The organism is Luteimonas sp. Soil_N_1 (assembly GCF_057656255.1).
On the sequence record NZ_JBDGKS010000001.1, the window covers coordinates 2,481,531 to 2,500,364 of the forward strand.

The 18,834-nt window shown below is 68.6% G+C and carries 18 protein-coding genes; 3 read left to right on the forward strand and 15 right to left on the reverse strand.

Annotated elements, in window-relative coordinates; all coding sequences use genetic code 11:
- Window positions 1–11: 11 nt before the first annotated feature.
- The gene (locus AC3A4E_RS11475; protein ID WP_487631593.1) at window positions 12–1,610 is read right to left on the reverse strand and encodes a protein adenylyltransferase SelO; all 1,599 of its coding nucleotides are present in this window, start codon (window positions 1,608–1,610) and stop codon (window positions 12–14) included.
- Window positions 1,607–2,281 carry a glutathione S-transferase gene (locus tag AC3A4E_RS11480; protein WP_487631594.1) on the reverse strand — a complete coding sequence of 225 codons (675 nt, stop codon included), beginning with the start codon at window positions 2,279–2,281 and terminating at the stop codon, window positions 1,607–1,609. Before AC3A4E_RS11480 ends, AC3A4E_RS11475 begins: the two co-directional genes overlap by 4 nt.
- Before the next feature lie 230 nt (window positions 2,282–2,511).
- Here AC3A4E_RS11480 and AC3A4E_RS11485 point away from each other — a divergent pair, with 230 nt between their 5' ends.
- A complete protein-coding gene (locus tag AC3A4E_RS11485) occupies window positions 2,512–4,350 on the forward strand; it encodes a DEAD/DEAH box helicase (RefSeq protein ID WP_487632065.1) in 1,839 nt (612 codons plus the stop codon).
- Window positions 4,351–4,602: 252 nt separating this feature from the next.
- Window positions 4,603–5,358 carry a type 1 glutamine amidotransferase gene (locus tag AC3A4E_RS11490; RefSeq protein WP_487631595.1) on the forward strand — a complete coding sequence of 252 codons (756 nt, stop codon included), beginning with the start codon at window positions 4,603–4,605 and terminating at the stop codon, window positions 5,356–5,358.
- Window positions 5,359–5,388: 30 nt separating this feature from the next.
- Here AC3A4E_RS11490 and AC3A4E_RS11495 read toward each other — a convergent pair whose 3' ends face one another.
- From AC3A4E_RS11495 to AC3A4E_RS11550, 12 genes are all read right to left on the reverse strand, one after another.
- On the reverse strand, window positions 5,389–5,610 hold the full coding sequence (locus AC3A4E_RS11495) for a hypothetical protein (RefSeq protein WP_487631596.1): 222 nt from the start codon (window positions 5,608–5,610) through the stop codon (window positions 5,389–5,391).
- Entirely contained in the window at window positions 5,607–6,356 is a 750-nt protein-coding gene (locus AC3A4E_RS11500) for a sulfurtransferase (RefSeq protein ID WP_487631597.1), read from the reverse strand. Before AC3A4E_RS11500 ends, AC3A4E_RS11495 begins: the two co-directional genes overlap by 4 nt.
- A 211-nt stretch (window positions 6,357–6,567) precedes the next feature.
- Window positions 6,568–8,142, reverse strand: coding sequence for a leucyl aminopeptidase (locus AC3A4E_RS11505; RefSeq protein WP_487631598.1), 1,575 nt, complete (start codon window positions 8,140–8,142; stop codon window positions 6,568–6,570).
- A gap of 268 nt (window positions 8,143–8,410) precedes the next feature.
- A complete protein-coding gene (locus tag AC3A4E_RS11510) occupies window positions 8,411–8,626 on the reverse strand; it encodes a hypothetical protein (protein WP_487631599.1) in 216 nt (71 codons plus the stop codon).
- 128 nt (window positions 8,627–8,754) lie between these two features.
- On the reverse strand, window positions 8,755–9,120 hold the full coding sequence (locus tag AC3A4E_RS11515; protein ID WP_487631600.1) for a DUF6164 family protein: 366 nt from the start codon (window positions 9,118–9,120) through the stop codon (window positions 8,755–8,757).
- Window positions 9,121–9,156: 36 nt separating this feature from the next.
- Entirely contained in the window at window positions 9,157–9,783 is a 627-nt protein-coding gene (locus AC3A4E_RS11520; RefSeq protein WP_487631601.1) for an HD domain-containing protein, read from the reverse strand.
- 3 nt (window positions 9,784–9,786) lie between these two features.
- Window positions 9,787–10,248, reverse strand: a complete 462-nt coding sequence (locus AC3A4E_RS11525; protein WP_487631602.1) for a DMT family transporter — start codon at window positions 10,246–10,248, stop codon at window positions 9,787–9,789.
- 30 nt (window positions 10,249–10,278) lie between these two features.
- Window positions 10,279–11,574 carry an MFS transporter gene (locus AC3A4E_RS11530; protein ID WP_487631603.1) on the reverse strand — a complete coding sequence of 432 codons (1,296 nt, stop codon included), beginning with the start codon at window positions 11,572–11,574 and terminating at the stop codon, window positions 10,279–10,281.
- Between the two features lie 226 nt (window positions 11,575–11,800).
- A complete protein-coding gene (locus AC3A4E_RS11535; RefSeq protein WP_487631604.1) occupies window positions 11,801–12,250 on the reverse strand; it encodes a PA2169 family four-helix-bundle protein in 450 nt (149 codons plus the stop codon).
- 410 nt (window positions 12,251–12,660) lie between these two features.
- Window positions 12,661–14,709 carry an alpha/beta hydrolase family protein gene (locus tag AC3A4E_RS11540; protein WP_487631605.1) on the reverse strand — a complete coding sequence of 683 codons (2,049 nt, stop codon included), beginning with the start codon at window positions 14,707–14,709 and terminating at the stop codon, window positions 12,661–12,663.
- Window positions 14,710–14,912: 203 nt separating this feature from the next.
- On the reverse strand, window positions 14,913–15,686 hold the full coding sequence (locus AC3A4E_RS11545) for a spermine/spermidine synthase domain-containing protein (RefSeq protein ID WP_487631606.1): 774 nt from the start codon (window positions 15,684–15,686) through the stop codon (window positions 14,913–14,915).
- 3 nt (window positions 15,687–15,689) lie between these two features.
- Window positions 15,690–16,595, reverse strand: a complete 906-nt coding sequence (locus AC3A4E_RS11550; protein ID WP_465074626.1) for a 5'-nucleotidase — start codon at window positions 16,593–16,595, stop codon at window positions 15,690–15,692.
- A 189-nt stretch (window positions 16,596–16,784) separates the two neighbouring features.
- Here AC3A4E_RS11550 and AC3A4E_RS11555 point away from each other — a divergent pair, with 189 nt between their 5' ends.
- Window positions 16,785–17,900, forward strand: a complete 1,116-nt coding sequence (locus tag AC3A4E_RS11555) for an alpha/beta fold hydrolase (protein ID WP_487631607.1) — start codon at window positions 16,785–16,787, stop codon at window positions 17,898–17,900.
- 6 nt (window positions 17,901–17,906) lie between these two features.
- Here AC3A4E_RS11555 and AC3A4E_RS11560 read toward each other — a convergent pair whose 3' ends face one another.
- On the reverse strand, window positions 17,907–18,695 hold the full coding sequence (locus AC3A4E_RS11560) for an NAD kinase (RefSeq protein ID WP_487631608.1): 789 nt from the start codon (window positions 18,693–18,695) through the stop codon (window positions 17,907–17,909).
- Window positions 18,696–18,834: the final 139 nt, after the last annotated feature.

The window sequence follows — 18,834 nt, forward strand, 5'->3', positions numbered from 1 at the left end:
AGGTCGGGCGATCAGGAACTGCAGGACAGCATCGAACAGCCCGCCTTCGTCCGCGCCCAGTCCGGGCGCCTGCCGGCAAACGCTTCGCGCCCGGGCTGTTCGTCATACGGCCGGCGCATGACATCGAGCAGCTCGACGATGCCGGACGGATCGCCGGCCCCGGCGCGGTCGATCGCCTGCTGCGCGAGATAGTTGCGCATCACGAAGCGCGGATTCGCCGCGTGCATCCGGGCGCGGCGCACGTCGCTGGACTCGCCTGTTTCCTGCAGCCGCGCAGCGTAGTCGCCGAGCCAGGCGTCGAACTCGCCCTGCACCCGCGCGCGCTTCGCATCGTCATAGAACGCATCCGCCACGACCTCCAGCGACGGCGCCTCGGCGTCGAGATCCGCCAGGCCGCGGAAGAACAGTGTCATGTCGACCTCGCCCGCCTGCAGCAGGCCGTGCAGACGCTGCATGCGCTCGACATCGTCGTCGCGGCACTCGGGGAGACCGAGTTTCGCGGCGATGGTCTCGCGATCCAGCCGCGCATACGTCGCGGCATAGGCATCGAGGCCGGCTTGCAGCGGCGCGACATCGCCGAACAGCGGCGCCAGCGCCTGCGCCAGGCGTCCGAGATTCCAGTGCGCGACGCGCGGCTGCCAGCCGAAGCGGTAACGACGGCCCTGCGCGTCGGTGGTGTTCGGCGTCCAGTCCGGGTCGTAGTCGTCGACCCAGCCGTAAGGGCCGTAGTCGATCGTCAATCCGAGGACGGACATGTTGTCGGTGTTCATCACCCCGTGCACGAAGCCGACGCGCATCCAGCCGGCAATCATCGCCGCGGTGCGCGTGCAGACCTCGGCGAACCAGTCGCCGTACAGGGCCTCGCCCTCGCCCGTCAGATGCGGGAAGTCGCGGGCAATGGTGAAGTCCACCAGCTGCCGCAGCAGCGCGGTATCGCCACGCGCGGACGGCAGCTCGAAATGACCGAAGCGGATGAACGACGGCGCGACCCGGCAGACGATCGCGCCCGGTTCGGGCGCGGCGTTGCCGTCGTAGAACATGTCGCGCACCACGGCGTCGCCGGTGCCGACCAGCGACAGCGCCCGCGTCGTCGGCACACCAAGATGGTGCATCGCTTCGCTGCACAGGAATTCGCGCACGGACGACCGCAGCACCGCACGACCGTCGGCGGTGCGCGAATACGGAGTCGGCCCGGCGCCCTTGAGCTGCAGCTCCCAGCGCCGGCCGTCGGCGGCCACGCCTTCGCCGAGGGTGATCGCACGGCCGTCGCCGAGCTGGCCGGCCCAGTGACCGAACTGGTGGCCGCCGTAGTTCGAGGCATAGGGCGTCATACCGGGTGTCAGCGCATTGCCGCCGAACACCGCGGCGAACTCCGGGGACGCGACCGTGCCGGCATCGAAGCCGAGTGCCTCGGCCATCTCCGCCGAGTACGCCAGCACGCGCGGCGACGCGACCGGGGTGGGCAACACCGGTGACCACAGCGCACCTTCGACCTGCCGACGTCGCGCGCCGGTCTCGGGATCGCCCGGCAGGGACTGGACGAAGCGGTTGTCGAACCTCAGCGCGTGCTCCAGCGGCACCGGTGCCGGCGCGTGCGGCGTGCCGGTCATCGGCCGAGCTCGAACGGACCGCCCGCCTCGAGTGCCCGCTGGTACGCCGGCCGCGCATGGATACGCTCGACGAAGCGGCGGATATTGGGGCCGACGCGATCGGCGGCGCGGACGACGGCCGCTTCCAGCGGAAAGCTCATCTGGATGTCGGCCGCGGTGAAGCGATCGCTGGTGAACCACTGATAGGCGCCGAGTTCGAGTTCGACGTAGTCCAGATGCGTCTGCAGCTGCGGGCCGATGAAGGTCCGCATGGCCTTGTCGGCAATGCCGCGCGCGATGGGCCTGACGAAGAACGGCATCGGCGCGCTGCGCAGGCGGCCGAACACCAGCGACAGAAGCAAAGGCGGCATCGCGGAGCCTTCGGCGTAGTGCAGCCACTGCCGGTAGCGCAGACGTTCGTCTTCATCATCCGGGGCGGGCGACAGCGCGTGATCGGGATCGAAACGCTCGACCAGCGCTTCGATGATCGCGCCGGACTCGACCAGGCGTCGGCCGTCGATCTCGAGCATCGGCGATTTGCCCAGCGGGTGCACGTCGCGCAGCGCCTGCGGCGCGAGCATCGTCTTGGGGTCGCGGGCGTAGCGCACCACTTCGTAAGGCTGGCCGAGTTCTTCCAGCAGCCAGAGCACCCGCTGCGAACGTGAGTTGTTCAGGTGATGCACACGGATCATGGCGCGGACTCGGGGGCGGAATCCGTCATGATGGGGGCGACATCGTCCGGACCGAAGCACCTGCAGGCACGATCGGCCGTATCCGGTGCCGCAGGTGAACGGCAGCCATCAACGTTCGGGAATCGGTTACAACACGACTGCGGCATCGCGGGGCGCCCGCTACACTATGCGGTTCCCCGACCGGCTGTGCCGGCGCTACGAGAGACCGCACCATGAGCGCCGAGTCGCCCATTACCCCTGTTGCCGACACCCCCAAGTTCACCGATCTCGCCCTGCCCGAGACCCTGCTGCGTGCCCTGACCGCAGTCGGTTACGAGTCGCCCTCGCCGATCCAGGCCGCGACCATCCCGCCACTGCTCGAAGGTCGTGACCTGCTGGGCCAGGCCCAGACCGGTACCGGCAAGACCGCCGCGTTCGCGCTGCCGGTGCTGGCGCGCATCGATCCCGCGCAGCGCAAGCCGCAGGCGCTGGTGCTCGCGCCGACGCGCGAACTGGCGATCCAGGTCGCCGAAGCCTTCCAGAAGTACGCGGCGTTCATGCCCGGTTTCCACGTGCTGCCGATCTACGGCGGCCAGGGCTACGCCCAGCAGCTGAGCGCGCTCAAGCGCGGCGTGCAGGTGATCGTCGGCACGCCCGGCCGCGTCATCGACCACCTCGAGCGCGGCTCGCTGGATCTGTCGGAACTGCGCGCCCTGGTGCTCGACGAAGCCGACGAGATGCTGCGCATGGGCTTCATCGACGACGTCGAGGCCGTGCTGAAGAAGACGCCGGAAACGCGTCAGGTCGCCCTGTTCTCCGCGACGATGCCGAGCCAGATCAAGCGCATCGCCCAGACCTATCTGAAGAATCCCGTCGAGATCGCGATCAAGGCGACCACGACGACGGCCGCCAACATCCGCCAGCGCTACTGGATGGTGAGCGGCGTCAACAAGCTCGACGCGCTGACCCGCATCCTCGAGGCCGAGCCCTTCGACGCGATGATCATCTTCGCGCGCACCAAGCTGGCGACCGAGGAACTGGCGCAGAAGCTGTCGGCGCGGGGCCTGTCGGCTGCCGCGATCAATGGAGATCTCGACCAGAAGCAGCGCGAGCGTGCGATCCAGAACCTCAAGGACGGCCGTCTCGATGTGCTGGTGGCGACCGACGTCGCCGCGCGCGGCTTGGACGTCGACCGGATCAGCCACGTGCTGAACTACGACATTCCCTACGACACCGAAAGCTACGTGCACCGCATCGGCCGCACCGGCCGCGCCGGTCGCAGCGGCGAGGCGATCCTGTTCGTCGCCCCGCGCGAGCGCGGCATGCTGGGTGCGATCGAACGCGCGACGCGGCAGAAGATCGAGCAGATGCAGCTGCCGAGCGTCGATACCGTCAACGAGGCGCGCGTGGCGAAGTTCCTCGAGAAGATCACCACCGCGCTGGGCAGCAGCGAGCTGGGGATCTTCCGCGACCTGGTGGAACGTTACGAGCGCGAGCACAACGTGCCGGCGGCCGAGATTGCCGCGGCGCTGGCCAAGGTGGTCCAGGGCGACACGCCGCTGCTGCTCGAGCCGCCGCGCAAGCCGGACAAGCCCGCATTCGAGCGCGAGTTCGTCGAGCGTCCGGGTGGCCGCGAGGCGTCGCGTACCGCGCGCGAACCGCGTGAAGCCCGCGAGCCGCGCGAAGCGCGTCCGCCGCGCCCGGACACCGGTCCGCGTGATCCGGACGTCGGCATGGAGACCTTCCGCATCGAAGTCGGCTACGTGCACGGCGTGCAGCCGGGCAACATCGTCGGCGCGATCGCCAACGAAGCGGATCTCGAGAGCAAGTTCATCGGCCGCATCGACATCCGCGACGACTACAGCCTGGTCGACCTGCCGGAAGGCATGCCGCGCGAGCTGCTTGAGCATCTGAAGAAGGTGCGTGTCGGCGGCCAGCCGATCCGCATCCGCCGCGCCGAAGATGCCGACATGACCGCGGCTCCGCCGCGCGCCAAGCGCCCCTTCGGTGCCAAGCCGCCGGGTCACAAGCCGGGCGGTTTCAAGCCGGGCGGCCCGCGCAAGGGACCGCCGCGTCGCGATCCGCGCTGAAGCGTGAGGGCGTGAGGGCGTGAGGGCGTGAGGGCGTGAGGGCGTGAGGGCGTGAGGATGCTGTCCGACGCTCTCGCGCCTGCTTCCGGAAGCGCAGTCGGGTTGTCGTCCATCCCGACTATGGCGATACCGGCGAAGACCCGTCGGCATCGCCGTCATCCGGCCGCTGACACGCGTGTGCGATATCCGGCTGGATGTCGCGCGCGCACGCGGGGACGTCTGTCGCCCGCACCGTCTGTTTAGAATCGTGACATGTCACGCATCCTCGTCTTCCAGCATGTCGCCGCAGAACCGCTGGGGACGCTCGATCCGCTGATCCGTCGGCGCGGGCATCGCATCCGCTTCGTCAATTTCGAACGCGAACCCGACGCGCAGCCGAGCGTGGACCGGTATCGCGGCCTCGTCGTGCTCGGTGGGCCGATGAATGTCGAAGAGCGCGACGCACGGCCACATCTGCGCACCGAACTGCGTGCGATCGAACGCATGCTCGAACTCGGCCGGCCTGTGCTCGGCATCTGTCTGGGAGCGCAACTGCTCGCGCATGTCCTCGGTGCACCGGTGCGGCGCATCGAACGACCCGAGATCGGCTGGTATCCACTGCTGACGACGGAAGCAGGTCAGTCCGATCCCGTGCTCGCCCCGCTCGGCGCCGCGTCGCCGGTGTTCCAGTGGCACGGCCGGCATTTCGAAGTGCCGTCGACTGCGGTGCACCTCGCCCGCACCGACAGCTGCGAACAGCAGGCCTTCCGCTACGGTGACAACGCCTACGGCTTCCAGTTCCATCTGGAGATGGATCCGCCGCTGATCGAGCGCTGGCTCGAGACGCCTGCGTACCGCGCCGAACTCGCCGCTTCCGGCCTGCCGCACGACGACGCCGCGATCCGCGCACTGACGCAGACCCACATCGCACCGATGCAGGCGCAGGCGGAGGCGGTGTTCAACAATTTCCTCGACCTCGTCGGCCGACCGGAGCGGCGCTTCGTCCTGCCGTCACGCGAGTTCGACTGAGTCCCACCGCGGACGGACTTCCGACGCGGCCTACGGAAGCCTGAGTTCCGGCAACGGGAGATCCGGCAGGTGCACGTCCGGCCCCAGCACATGGAACAGTTCGCCCAGTGTCGGCCAGCCGAACACGGGCGCGAGCCACCAGTAGGCGGCGATCACGATCAGCACGGTGACGATCAGCCGTAGCACCACGCCGGCGACCTTGAAGGCCAGCCAGATCCCGAGGATCACCAGAACGAACCCGAGCCAGGTCATGCGGGCACGCCGTCGCGCAGCGGGTGCAGTTGCGGATCGAGCGCAACGCGGTCGTCGAAGACGAAACAGCGTCCGTCGTAGCCGAATCCGCCGACCTGCTCGAAGTAACCGAGGATGCCGCCGTCGAGCTGCAGCACGTTGTCCATGCCGTCGGCGCGCATCCACAGCGCGGCTTTCTCGCAGCGGATGCCGCCGGTGCAGAAACTCACGACCGTCGCATCGCGCAATGCCTCGCGATGCGGGGCGAGTGCGTCGGGCAGTTCGGTGAAGTTGTCGATCGGCAAGGTCAGCGCATCGGTGAACGTACCGAATCCGAACTCCTCGCGATTGCGCGTGTCGAGCAGCACGAGACGTTTGCCGGCATCGTCGTGGCCCTGCGCGATCCATCGTGCCAGCGTGTGGGGCGACACATCCGGCGCGCGCGCCGGTGCGCCGAGCGGCATCGCTTCGGGCTTGCGGAAGCTGATGATCTCCGGCTTCACCTTGACCTTGAGTCGCGCGAACGGCAGCGCGTCGCTGCGGCTGCGCTTGACCTGCAGCGTCGCGAAGCGCGCATCGCCGCGTACGGTCCCGACCAGCGTGTCGATGGCATCGACGCTGCCGGCCAGGAACAGATTGATGCCTTCCGGCGCGACCAGCACCGTGCCGCGCAGCCCGCCCGCCTCGGCCAACGCGCGCAGCCATGCGGCGACGGCATCGGGATCGTCGAGGGCGACGAAGTGGTAGGCGGCGAGGTTGTCGATCATGGACGCAATTGTAGCGGGGGCACGCTTTCACGATCCGGAGCCAGAGCGGAAGGCCCGAGTGCCGGTCAGGCGGACGCGCCGCGAAACGTGGCCATCGGCGCGCCGCTCGACCGGAACACCATTGCCGTCCCGGGGCGACCGGACGCCTGGATGCCGGAGGGTGCATGGGATGGCGCGACCTGCGGACGGCCTGCCACCCCACGCCGGAGCCTCAACGCTCGTAGTTGTCCCGCACGAACCGGTCGAACAGCCGCACGCCGTACGCCGAAGCGCCCGCCGGCGTCGTCGACAGTTCATTGCCGTCGCGCCAGGCCATGCCGGCGATATCCAGATGCGCCCACGACCGACCGGCGTCGATCCACTCGCCGATGAAGTGCGCCGCCGTACCCGAGCCCGGGCGACCACCGCCGTTGCGCATGTCGGCGATCGGCGATTCCAGAAGCTTGCCGTAGCCCGGATGCATCGGCATGCGCCACACCGGCTCACCGGCCGCGTCGCCCGCGCGTTCCAGCTGCGCGGCCAGTGCGTCGTCGCGTGTGAAAAGGCCGGCGTAGTCGTTGCCCAGCGCGGTGACGATGGCACCGGTCAGCGTGGCGATGTCGACGATCACACGCGGGTTGTCCTGGCGCTGCACGTACCAGAGCGCGTCGACCAGCACCATGCGGCCCTCGGCGTCGGTGCTGATGACTTCATAGGTCTTGCCGGCCGCGGTGCGGATCACGTCGCCCGGGCGCGTCGCCGAACCCGAGGGCATGTTCTCGGCCAGCGCCGACACCGCCACCGCGTTGACGTTCGCATTGCGGCCGGCGAGCGCGAGCACGGCGCCGGTCGCACTGGCAGCGCCGGTCATGTCGTACTTCATGCGCCACATGTTCTCGCTGCCCTTGATCGAGATGCCGCCCGAATCGAAGGTGATGCCCTTGCCGACGAACGCGACCGGTGCTTCTCCGCGCGTGCCGCCGTTGTAGCGCACGACCAGCATCCGCGGCGGACGCACACTGCCCTGCCCCACTGCGAGCAGGCTGCCCATGCCGAGACGCTCCATCGCCGGCACGTCCAGCACTTCGATGCTCACGTTCGGCTTGCCCGCGAACGCTTCGCGCGTGCGGGCGACGAACTCCTCCGGCCCGAGTGCGTTGGCCGGCTCGGTGACCAGGTCACGGGCGAACTTCACGCCCTCGGCGACGGCCTTCCAGTCGTTGTCCCAGGCACTGGCGGCACCAGCACCCGCCGCACTGCGCACAACCAGCGTGCCGGTGCCGGCGGCATCGTCGGTCTTGCCAGTGGTGCGGTACTGGTCGAAGCGGTACTCGCCGAGCGCGGCACCGAAGGCCAACTGCGCGGCCGCATCGGCTTCGGCGCCCTCCCACAGCACGTCGACCTGCGGCGCCTTGCTGCGGGCGGCGAAGCGGCCGATCAAACCGCCGACATCCTCGATACGACGCGCATCGGGCGTGCCGCCGCCCGTGCCGACCAGCAGCACGCGATCGAAGCCGGCGATGCCGGGCAGATCCAGCTGGCTGTCGGCCTTGCCGCTGAAGCCGGCCGCGGTGATTGCACGCGTCAACGCGCCCTGGCTGCCCGCATCGATACGCGCGAACGCACCGTCGCGTGCGCCACCGTCCGCCAGTTCCGGCACTGCCAGCACCAGCGTCCCGCTGGCCGGCGCCTCGGCAGCCTCGAAGCGGATCTCGCGCTGGGCGGCGGCAGGCAGGGCGGTCAGTGCAGCGATCAGGACGATCGGGGCGGCGAACAGGGTGTGCGAGGGCGTGCGACGTGAGCGCATGGAATCTCCGGGCAATGGCTGGGGTCTGCCGCGTAGTGACGCGGGCAACCGTCGACCTTAACAAGCCTACGCCTGATGCAGGCCGTGCCGATGGTCATGCGCACGCCTCGATTCGCCTGTTCATCGTGGACGATCCGCCACACGCAGCGCATGCCGAATCGTCGCGCCGTGCGCCGTCATCAATGCGACGAACGCACACGGTAGTGCGTGGGCCTCGATCAATCCGATTTCGCAATCGCTTCAACCGCGACGCACGATCCGTCGACGGCTACGCCTTCGGCGAGCCGTTCCTGTCGAGATGGCTGCTGGCCCACATGTTGTCGACGAGATTCGGATAGCGGCGACCGGCTTCATCGGCCCGCTGACGGGCGCGGTCCTTTTGCGCGTCGCTCAAAGGCTCACGCGCGGCGCGCGGTTTTGGATTCGGCCGCGTCCACGGCTTCGTCTTCGGCCTGGGATGCGCGCGATCGTTTGGCGTGGTCATGGACTGAACTCTGGTTGCCCGCCCCCGCCCGGCGACATGACGCCGGCGCGAGCGGTAACGGACAGGCACGCAGTCTCGCGTGACAATCGTTGCCGCGGAGTGATGCAGGCGCAGACAGCCAGCGCGACTCAGCGCGACAGCATGTAGCCGGGCACGGCCATCAGGCCGATCAGGAACACGATCGCGATCACGATCAGCACGACGCGCTTGGGATCGTTGCGCACGATGTCAGCGAAGGTTTCGGCCGTGCCGTCACGCTCGGCCTGCGTCTGCACGGCTTTCGCCTGCGCCTGTCGTTCCTTCTGGTACTCGGCCATCAACGCTTTCGCGCGCGGCAGATCGTCGTTCTCGCGCAGCCAGATCCCGCCCAGCGAGATGCCGAACGGGCTCGGACGGGTCTGGTACCAGGGGATGCCGGCCTCGTCGAGAAACGCGCAGACATCGGCGGCTTCATCGTCGGGTACGTAACGCAGATTGAGCAGCAGTTTCGCCATGCCGCCATGATACCGGCATGGCCCTGCGGGAGCGCGTCAGCGCTTGGTCGTCACCGCGCGGCGCAGGTTGTGACGTGCCTGCGCGTCGAGCCGCGCGTGGAAGCCGTCGTCGAGATAGATGCGCGGTCGCGCGAGCAGCGATTTCAGGAAACGCCGCCGGTTCACCGCATACAGCCAGCGCGGCACGTGCCGGTACTCCGCGGCGATGCCACGGTCGTAAGCGTCGAACGCGACATCGTCGGCAGCGAGGATCGCCATGTCGCAATCGAGAAAACGGCGCGCGTCATCGGAGTGCGGATCGTCGGCAAAATCGTCCGGCGACAGCTGGCCGTGACGCGCGGTCAGACGGATCAGGTCGGCCACACGCCCGGCGTCGATGCCTGCATCGGGCAGCCAGCGGGCGATGGACTCGACCGCGAGCTCCGCCGAACGCGCTTCGTTGTCGCCCGCGCGCGCGTCGTAGATTGCATCGTGATAGAGGATCGCCAGCCGCACTTCGACCGGCTGCGCCCAGCCGTCACGCGCTGCGACCTCGTCGAAATGCCGCAGCAGGGTCTCGACGTGACCGAAGTTGTGATACGCCCGCGGCGGTGTGGCGTAGGCGGATTCAAGCGCGGCCTGCATCCCGGCCGGCAGCGGCATGATGGTGTCAGCATTCGACATCGATCACCCCGCCTGCCAGGGGCGCACGACCAGCAGCGCGCCGATGCCGACCAGCGCCGCACCAGCCAGGCGCACCGCATCGACAGGACGCGGCTGCGACAGCACGCCGTAATGATCGAGCAGCAGCGAGCCGACCAGTTGTCCGGCGACGATCAGGCAGATCATGCCGGCCGCGCCGAGCCGCGGCACCAGCAGCGTGCCGCAGAACACGAACACCGCACCGATCAGTCCACCGCACCAGAGCCACGGCGGCAATGTACTCAGCGTGCGCATCGACGGCAACGGCGTGCGCGTGACCAGCAGTACCAGCGCGAGAGCGAACGTGCCGACCGCGAATGACAGGAACGACGCGAACAGCGCACCTTCGGTCAATGCACCGACGCGCGCGTTGAGCAGCGCCTGCAACGGCAGCAGCATGCCCACCACAACGGCGACGACGATGCTCAGCAGCAGCCAGTGATGCATGCGCGACTCCGCGGCGAAAGACGCGCCAGTCTAGCGCCCGGCCGGCAGATCACCCGGCGCACCCTCACGTGGCAGCGTCCACAGCGCGATGAAACTCAGCACCGCCGCGCCGGCGAGATACCAGCCCACCGACGCCAGTCCATGCCGCTCGCCCAGCCAGGTCGCGATGTACGGCGCCAGCGATGCACCGAAGATGCCGGCCAGATTGAACGCCAGCGATGCGCCGGTGTAGCGCACCGCAGTCGGGAACTGTTCGGCCAGCAGCGTGCCGACCGGGCCGTAGGTCAGGCCCATCAGTCCGAGGCCGATCATCAGGAAGGCGAGCGTCGCAATGTGGCTGTCGGCGACGAACAGCGGCGCGAAGCACAGGCCGAACACCACGATCCCGGCGCTGGCGATCAGCATTGCGCGGCGGCGGCCGAAGCGGTCGGCATACAACGCGGAGATCGGGATCGTCGCCGCGAAGCAGACCACGCCGGCGAGTTGCAGCATCAGGAAATGCTCGCGCGAATAACCGAGTTGCGAGGTGCCCCAGCTCAGCGCGAACACCGTCATCAGATAGAACAGCACGAAGGTCGCCAATGCGAGCATCGTGCCGGCGACGACGCCGCGCCACTGGTTGACCAGCACTTCCTGCATCGGCAGGCGCACGCGCGCGCCCTTGTCGAGCACCTTCTGGAAATCCGGTGTTTCGGTGATGCGCAGGCGCACCCACAGCCCGACCAGCACCAGCACCGCGCTGGCCAGGAACGGAATGCGCCAGCCCCAGGCGAAGAACGCGTCGTCGCTCATCACCTCGGTCAGCACGAGGAAGATCGCCGTCGACAGGAAGAACCCCAGCGGCGCACCGAGCTGCGGAAACATGCCGTACCAGGCGCGCTTGCCGGGCGGCGCATTCTCGGTGGCCAGCAGCACTGCCCCGCCCCACTCGCCGCCCAGGCCCAGGCCCTGTCCGAACCGGCACAACGCGAGCAGCAGCGGCGCGGCGACACCGATCTGCGCATAGGTCGGCAGCAGGCCGATGACGACCGTCGAGATGCCCATCGTCAGCAGCGCCGCGACCAGCGTCGCCTTGCGGCCGACGCGATCGCCGTAATGGCCGAACACCGCCGACCCGATGGGGCGTGCGAAGAACGCGAGCGCGAACGTCGCCAGCGACTGCAGCGTGGCCGATGCGGGATCGGCCGACGGGAAGAACAGCTTCGGGAACACCAGCACCGCGGCGGTCGCGTAGATGTAGAAATCGAAGAATTCGATCGTCGTGCCGATCAGGCTGGCGAACAGCACGCGGCCCTTGGCGGGCGCGGTGGCGGCGGGTGCGGTCATCGGAATGCGCGAAACGGGGGAGCCGGCGATTCTGCCAGCCGCGCCGGGGTTCCTCGACCGTTGCAGGCGCAACCGGTGGTTTTCGCCCGCCGGAGGTCTCACGTCCGACCGGTACGTCCGGCCGCCTGCGCCGCAACGTGGAAACGCTCGATCGCATCACACGCGGACAAAAAAGAAAGGCCGGTCATGGACCGGCCCCTCGATCGGATCAGAACGTGCGGCTGGCTTACTGCGCGTTCTTCATCGCCAGCTTGCGGGTGCGCATCACGTCGTGACAGGCGCGCACTTCCGGCAGCAGACGGACGACGACGTCGCGGGCAGCCGGCGGCGTGTCGGCATCGCGCGAGGCCTCGTCGAAGGCTTCCAGCAGACGGTCCTCGGACTCTTCGAGCTCGGCCACATAGCCGTATTCCTTGTCGCCCAGCGTCGCACGGACCTTGCCGTACATCTGCTGCATGCTGCCGACGAACGTGCCAGAGTCTTCCGGCTTGCCGCCAGCGGCCTGCACGGCGGCGCTGAGCTCGCTGACGATCTGCGACTTGGTGGTGGCGATGCGTGCGAACAGCGTCTTCAGCTCGGCGTCGTCGACCTTCTGCGCGGCTTCTTCGTAGAAGTCCTTGCCGTCGCGGGCAATGGCGATCAGGTCGTTGAGGGTATGTGCGGTCTTGTTGGACATCAGGTTCTCCAATCGGGGGAATCTCAGGGGCGGCGTGTCGCTCTGCCGCATCGTCCGTGCGCCTGCCGGACAAGGCCGGTATCGCGGTGCGCATCCGGTGTTGCCGTGGCGCGGATCGATGGGAGGCAAGGTATCGATGCGGCGGGCAACGAGGCGTGACGCGCAGGCGACGGTGGCGTGAATGGCGTGCGCGTCCAGCGCTGCGGAGGCAGTGACGCTGAATGCCTGAGGGCGGAAGACGACGATTGGCTGGCGAGCGAAGAAGCCACCCACGGGCGGCGGAGGCGTTGCATCGACGCGCATGGAGTGCGCCACGCTGCGATGCAGATGGCAGTTCGGGATCCGTAGACACGAAAAAAAACCGCGCCGGAGATCGGCGCGGTTTCGTGATCATCGAGGGGCAGCGGCACTCAGCGCTTGGCGCCCTGCTCCGGCAGTGCGTAGTCGATCTCGTACGCCGGCGGCTCGCCGCCCGGACCCGTGAGGTAATGCGTCATCCACTGCATCAGACGCAGCGAATAGTCGTAGCGCGATGCGCCGCGGCTGTTGCCGTGGCCTTCGCCCGGATACAGCACCAGCCGCACCGGCGCCTGCCCGGCCAGCTGCAGGTAGCGGTACATCATGTACGACTGCATCACCGGCACGCGCGGATCGGCTTCGCCGTGCAGGATCAGCGTCGGCGTGCGCGACTTCTGCGCATGCGTGATCGGGCTGGTCTGGCGGTACATCTCCGGGCTTTCCCACGGCCAGGTCTGCATGTGCACGTTGTACTGCTCGTAGGGAATGTCGCCGGTGGTGACCAGACTCGCCTGGTCGGAAATGCCGACGAACATCACCGAGGCCGCGAAGCGCTCGCTGTAGTACGTGGCGCCCCAGGCACTGGCGTAGCCGCCGTAGGAACCGCCGGTGATGCCGACCTTGTCGCGATCCACCAGACCGGTCTCGACCAGATGATCGACACCATCGACGACGTCGTCGAACTCTTCCATGCCCGGACGGCCATGACCGAGCTTGGAGAACGCGACGCCGCGTCCGGTGCTCGACCGGTAGTTCGGGAAGAACGACGCGAAGCCCTGCGCGGCCGCGACCTGCGCCGGCTGCGAATACGCGTTGAGCCAGGCGTTGGAGAAATGCGATTCCGGACCGCCGTGCACCACCAGGATCAACGGCACGCGCGCGTTGCCGCGGCGCTCCAGCGGATGCACCAGCAGGCCTTCGAGTTCGAGACCGTCACGCGCGGTGTAGCGCACGACTTCCTGACGCGCGAGACGCACATCCTTGAGCCACGGATTGCTGTCGGTCAGCCGGCGCGCTTCGCGCGCGCCCGACGCCAGATGGAACACCTCGGACGGATGCGTGGGATCGCTGCCGACCAGGGCGATGTCGCCGCGCGGCGACAGGCTCAGGCCCATGTGCACCGGGCCGCCTGCAGCCAGCACGGTGCGCGGATTGCTTCCATCGACCTGGATCTCGCCGATCCGGCTCTGCACGCCTTCATGGCTGAGGAACACCAGCGTCGTCGCGTCGCGCCAGGCGACGCCGCGCACGTGGCCTTCGAGGCCGGGCAGCAGATCGCGCTGCGCACCGCCATCGCGACCGACCACGGTCAGGCGGCCTTCGCTGGGATCGTTCTTGTCTTCGGCGGAAATGATCGCCAGATGCGCGCCGTCCGGGCTCCAGGCCATGTCGCCGAGCTTGCCGGGATTGTCGACGCGGCCCAGCTCGCGGCCTTCGACCGAATAGATGCGCACGCGCGCCTCGACCATGGTGTCGTCGGTCAGCTGCCGCGGGGTGACCACGACGGCCAGACGGTCACCGGCCGGGCTCCACCGCACCGCCTGCACACTGCCTTCGATGGCGATGCGGCGCGGCTCGGCCTCGCTGCCGAGTTCGGCGATCCACAGCTCGATCGGGCGCCAGTCTTCCTCGTAGACCTTCTGCGAGAAGCCCTTGTCGCGCAGCGCCTTGCGCGCGTCGCTCTCGCGCTGCGCCGACAGCAACGCGGCGCGGCGACCGTCAGGCGAGAGGTCATAGCTGGAGATGTCGCCGGCGAGCTTCGCCACGCGGGTCGACTCGCCGCCGCGCAGCGGAATGGTGTACAGGCCGCGGGTCTCGTCGCCTTCGCGTTTGGACAGATACGCCACGCGCTGACCATCGGGCAGCCAGCGCGGCGCGGCTACATCGACCTTGCCGGTGATGAAGCCGCGACTGTTGTCGTTGCGGTCGACGACATGCAGCTCGGTCCGCGCCGGACCATCAGGATCGACGCCCAGCGTGCGCGGCACCGACAGGATGTAGGCGACTTCCTGACCATCGGGGCTGATCTGCGCCTGGGTGACGGCGCGCGACTGCGCGATCTGTTCGAGCGTCATGCCGCCCGAAACCGTTGCGGCGCCCGCGAGTGGTGCGCCAGTTGCGAGCACCAGCGCGCACGCAAGTGTCCAGATCCATCGTTGCATTCGTGTTCCCCGTGGACGATTCGTCGACCGCCGACTTTGAAGGGGTTTCGACCGGGGTGCAATGTTGCGGACCTGCTGCGGACAGGCGACGCGCCCGGACGCATTACAGCCTTCCATGCCTGCAGTTGTACCCGGAAGCAGATCCGGTGACGCCCCGTCCGGCCTGGTGACCGGATCGATCTGCCCGGCGCGGTCCGCCGTCGTCAGGTGCGCCCGGTCACGGTCCGATGCCGCACGACGCGCACCGCGATGCGCGCGAAGACCTCCGGCAGCAGGGCCCGCACCTGCACCGGCACACGCGCAGCCAGCGCCTCGGCGTCGAGCGTGGACAGCTCACCCCGCCACGCGAACGCCACGCGGTTGCTCATCTTCGGCTCGTCGACGACCAGCACATGATCGGCGCCGAACGCGGTCCGCAGCTTCTCGATATGCGTGTGCGGATCGCGCACGTACAGATTGCAGGCCATCACGCCGGTGGCGGTCAGCGTGTCGCGGCAGGCGTCGTAGAACGCCTGTGTCGACAGCTCGGCGGGGATGCCGCGTTCGTCGTAGCCATCGACCAGCAGCAGGTCGAAATGACCGCGTCGCGCCTCGACGAAACGCACGCCATCGTCGACGACCACGGCCAGCCGGGCGTCGTCGTCGGGGATGCCGAACTCGCCGCGCAACGCGACGACATGCGGGTTGTTCTCCACTACCTCGATGCGCGTGCCGGGCAGGTGGCGGTACGCGAACTTCGTCTGCGATCCGCCCCCCAGACCTACCATGCCCAGCTTCGCGGGCGCGGGCTGCCACAGCAGCGCGGCGAACATCGTGCGGGTGTAGTCGATCAGCAGGCGGTCGGGATCATCGCTGACCATGCGGCTCTGCGTCTGGTGCCGCACGAACTGCAGCGACGCCAGACCCTCGTGGTGGCGGACGTACGGCTTGCGCGGTCCGTCGGACCGGCCCAGCAGGCGATCGAGCCAGCGCGCCATCGGTCAGCGGTTCGACCAGCCGTGCGGCACATGGCCGGCGGCGACATGCGGGCGAGCGGAATCGATGTTGTGCTGCGAGTCGTCGAAGAAGATGTCTGCGCCGAATGCGTCGAGGAACGGGCCCTTCGGCCGTCCGCCGAGGAACAGCGCCTCGTCGAGGCGCACGCCCCATGCGCGCAGCGTGCGGATCACGCGTTCGTGCGCGGGCGCCGAACGCGCGGTGACCAGCGCGGTGCGGATCGGTGCGTCCTTGCCGGCCGGATACGCGGCCTGCAGGTCGTGCAGCGCGGCGAGGAAGCCGCGGAACGGGCCGCCGGTCATCTCCTCACGCGCGCGATCACGCTCGTGCTTGTGGAATGCGTCGAGGCCGCTCTCTTGCGACAGACGTTCGCCCTCGTCGCCGAAGATCACCGCGTCGCCGTCGAACGCGATCCGCAGCTGGTCGTTGCGATGCGCCGGTGCGCGCGCCGGGATGATCGTCGCCGCAGCGATGCCGTTCTCCAGTGCGCGGCGCACCGAGTCGGGATTGGCCGACAGGAACAGCTGGGTACCGAAGGGCTTGATGTAGGGCCAGGTCGGCTCGCCGGAGGTGAAGGTCGCGCGGGTGATGCCCAGGTTGTGGTGCTGGATCGAGTTGAAGATCCGCAGCCCGCTGTCGGCCGAATTCCGCGACAGCAGAATCACCTCGACGTGCGGCGCGTCGGGCGGCGCGTCGATGTTCAGGGCCAGCAGCTTGCGCACCAGGGGAAACGCGATGCCCGGCTCGAGGACATCGTCCTCGTGGGCACGCTGGTGCTCGGCGTAGGCCTCGATGCCTTCGGCCTCGAACACGGCATGGCTGTCCTCGAGATCGAACAGGGCGCGCGTGGTGATCGCGACGGTGAGCGTGGGGACGGACAGATCGGGCATGGCGGATCGCAGGGCAATGGGGGTGGCGGTGTCCGGCGAGGCGTCGGCGGTGCGAAGACCGTGAAGCGGCTGGAACAGCCTGTGTGGATTATGCGCGATCCCGGCATACGGGCCCCTGACCAACGGCACTGGGCTGCATCCGCCGGCAGGCGCAGCGTGGGAAGCAGTCCGCGCCACGAGGAATGCGCCATGTCCCGGGTCCGCCTGTGTGCCCTCGCCCTGCTCGCGTTGCCGCTGTGCGCGGGCGCCGCTCCGCCGGATGACGATCCCAACGCCGAAGCCCGCGGCATCGTCGGCGACCTGCAGCGCATCGTCGCGCCGTCGGGCGTGCAGGAGACACACACCGTGCGGATCGGTGGCATCGAGCAGGTGATCACGGTGCGCGGCATGGATCGCACGAATCCGATCCTGCTCTACGTCCACGGCGGACCCGCAGCGCCGATGATGCCGGCCTCGTGGACCTTCCAGAAGCCGTGGGAGGACTACTTCACCGTCGTGCAGTGGGACCAGCGCGCCGCCGGGCGCACGCTGCGGGCGAATGATGCGGATGCGGTCGCGCCGACGATCGCGATCGACCGCTATGTCGGTGACGCGATCGAGCTGATCGACTGGCTGCGCACGACCTACGGCAAGCGCAAGGTGATCCTGGTCGGTCACAGCTGGGGCAGCGTGATCGGCATGCGCGTGCTGGCGGAGAAGCCCGAATGGCTGCACGCGTATGTCGGCATCGGCCAGATCATCCATCCCTGGACCGACGAGACCATCGGCTACGCGCATGCGCTCGACGCCGCACGCAGCGAGGGCAACGACACCGCGGTGGGCGAACTCGAAGCGCTGGCGCCCTACCCCGGCACCGATCTGCGCAACGGCCGCATCGACGCCCAGCGCAAGTGGGTCATCCACTACGGCGGCCACAGCGCGTATCGCGACAACTCTGATTACTACTTCCGCGCGCAGCGGCTGTCGCCTGATTACACGCCCGACGACAGGCGCGCGATTGCTGACGGCAGCGCGCTGACGCTCGATCGCATTCTCGGCCAGTGGCGCAGCGTGGATTTCCGGGGCCTGCGCCGTGTGCAGGCGCCGGTGGTAATGCTGTTGGGCCGGCACGACTTCACCACGCCCTCGCAACCGGTCGCCGACTGGATCGCCGCCGTGGATGCGCCGTTCAAGCACGCGGCGTGGTTCGAACACTCTGCGCACTTCGCCCCGATCGAGGAGCCCGGACGCACCCTGATGACGCTGGTGCAGCGCGTGCGCCCGCTCGCGGTGGCCGCCGGCGATGGCGCAGCGCCGGTCGACTGACGTCGATCAGACCACGAACTGTTCGCTGAGGATCCGTTCTTCGAGATTGTGTTCGGCGTCGAACAGCAGGGTCACGGTGCGCTCGCGGGATTCGCGGATCGTGACCTCGACGACATCGCGCACTTCGTGCGAATCGGCGGTCACGCTGACCGGGCGCTTGTAGGGATCGAGCACGCGGAACCGCACTTCGGTCTCCGCGCGCAGGATCGCACCACGCCAGCGACGTGGCCGGAACGGCGCGATCGGCGTCAATGCCACCACGCCCGCGCCGAGCGGCAGGATCGGCCCGTGCGCGGAGAAGTTGTAGGCGGTGCTGCCGGCCGCGGTCGACAGGATCACGCCGTCGGCAACGAGTTCCTCGAGGCGGGTCACGCCGTTGAGATCGATCTGCAGATGCGCGGCCTGGCGCGTTTGCCGCAACAGCGCGACCTCGTTGTAGGCGAGCGAGGTGACCGTCGCGCCCGATTCGGTCTCGGTGCGCATTTCCAGCGGACGCAACACGGCCGGCTCGGCTGCCGCGATGCGCGCCAGCAGATCGGAGCCCGACGCGGGATCGTCCGGCCGGTAGTGATTCATCAGAAAGCCGACGGTCCCCAGCTTCATGCCGTAGACCGGCTTGCCGAGCTGTCCATGGCGATGCAGCGTCTGCAGCATGAAGCCGTCCCCGCCGAGCGGTACCAGTACGTCGGCGGCTTCGGGATCGCACTGCCCGTGCAGGCCCGTCAGCACCGACAGGGCGCGTTGCGCGCCATCGGCCTGGCTGGCAATGAAAGCGATACGGGGCGTTGCGGTCATCGGCGGGCCGGTGCGTGAACGTCGGCGCGCAGCTTAGCGCAGGCGCTGTATCGGGATGTCGCGTGTGCGGCAATGCGCACCCGATCCCGCCCGGCATGCGGGCGGGATCGAGGCGGCGGAGATCCGCCTGCGGAACGCA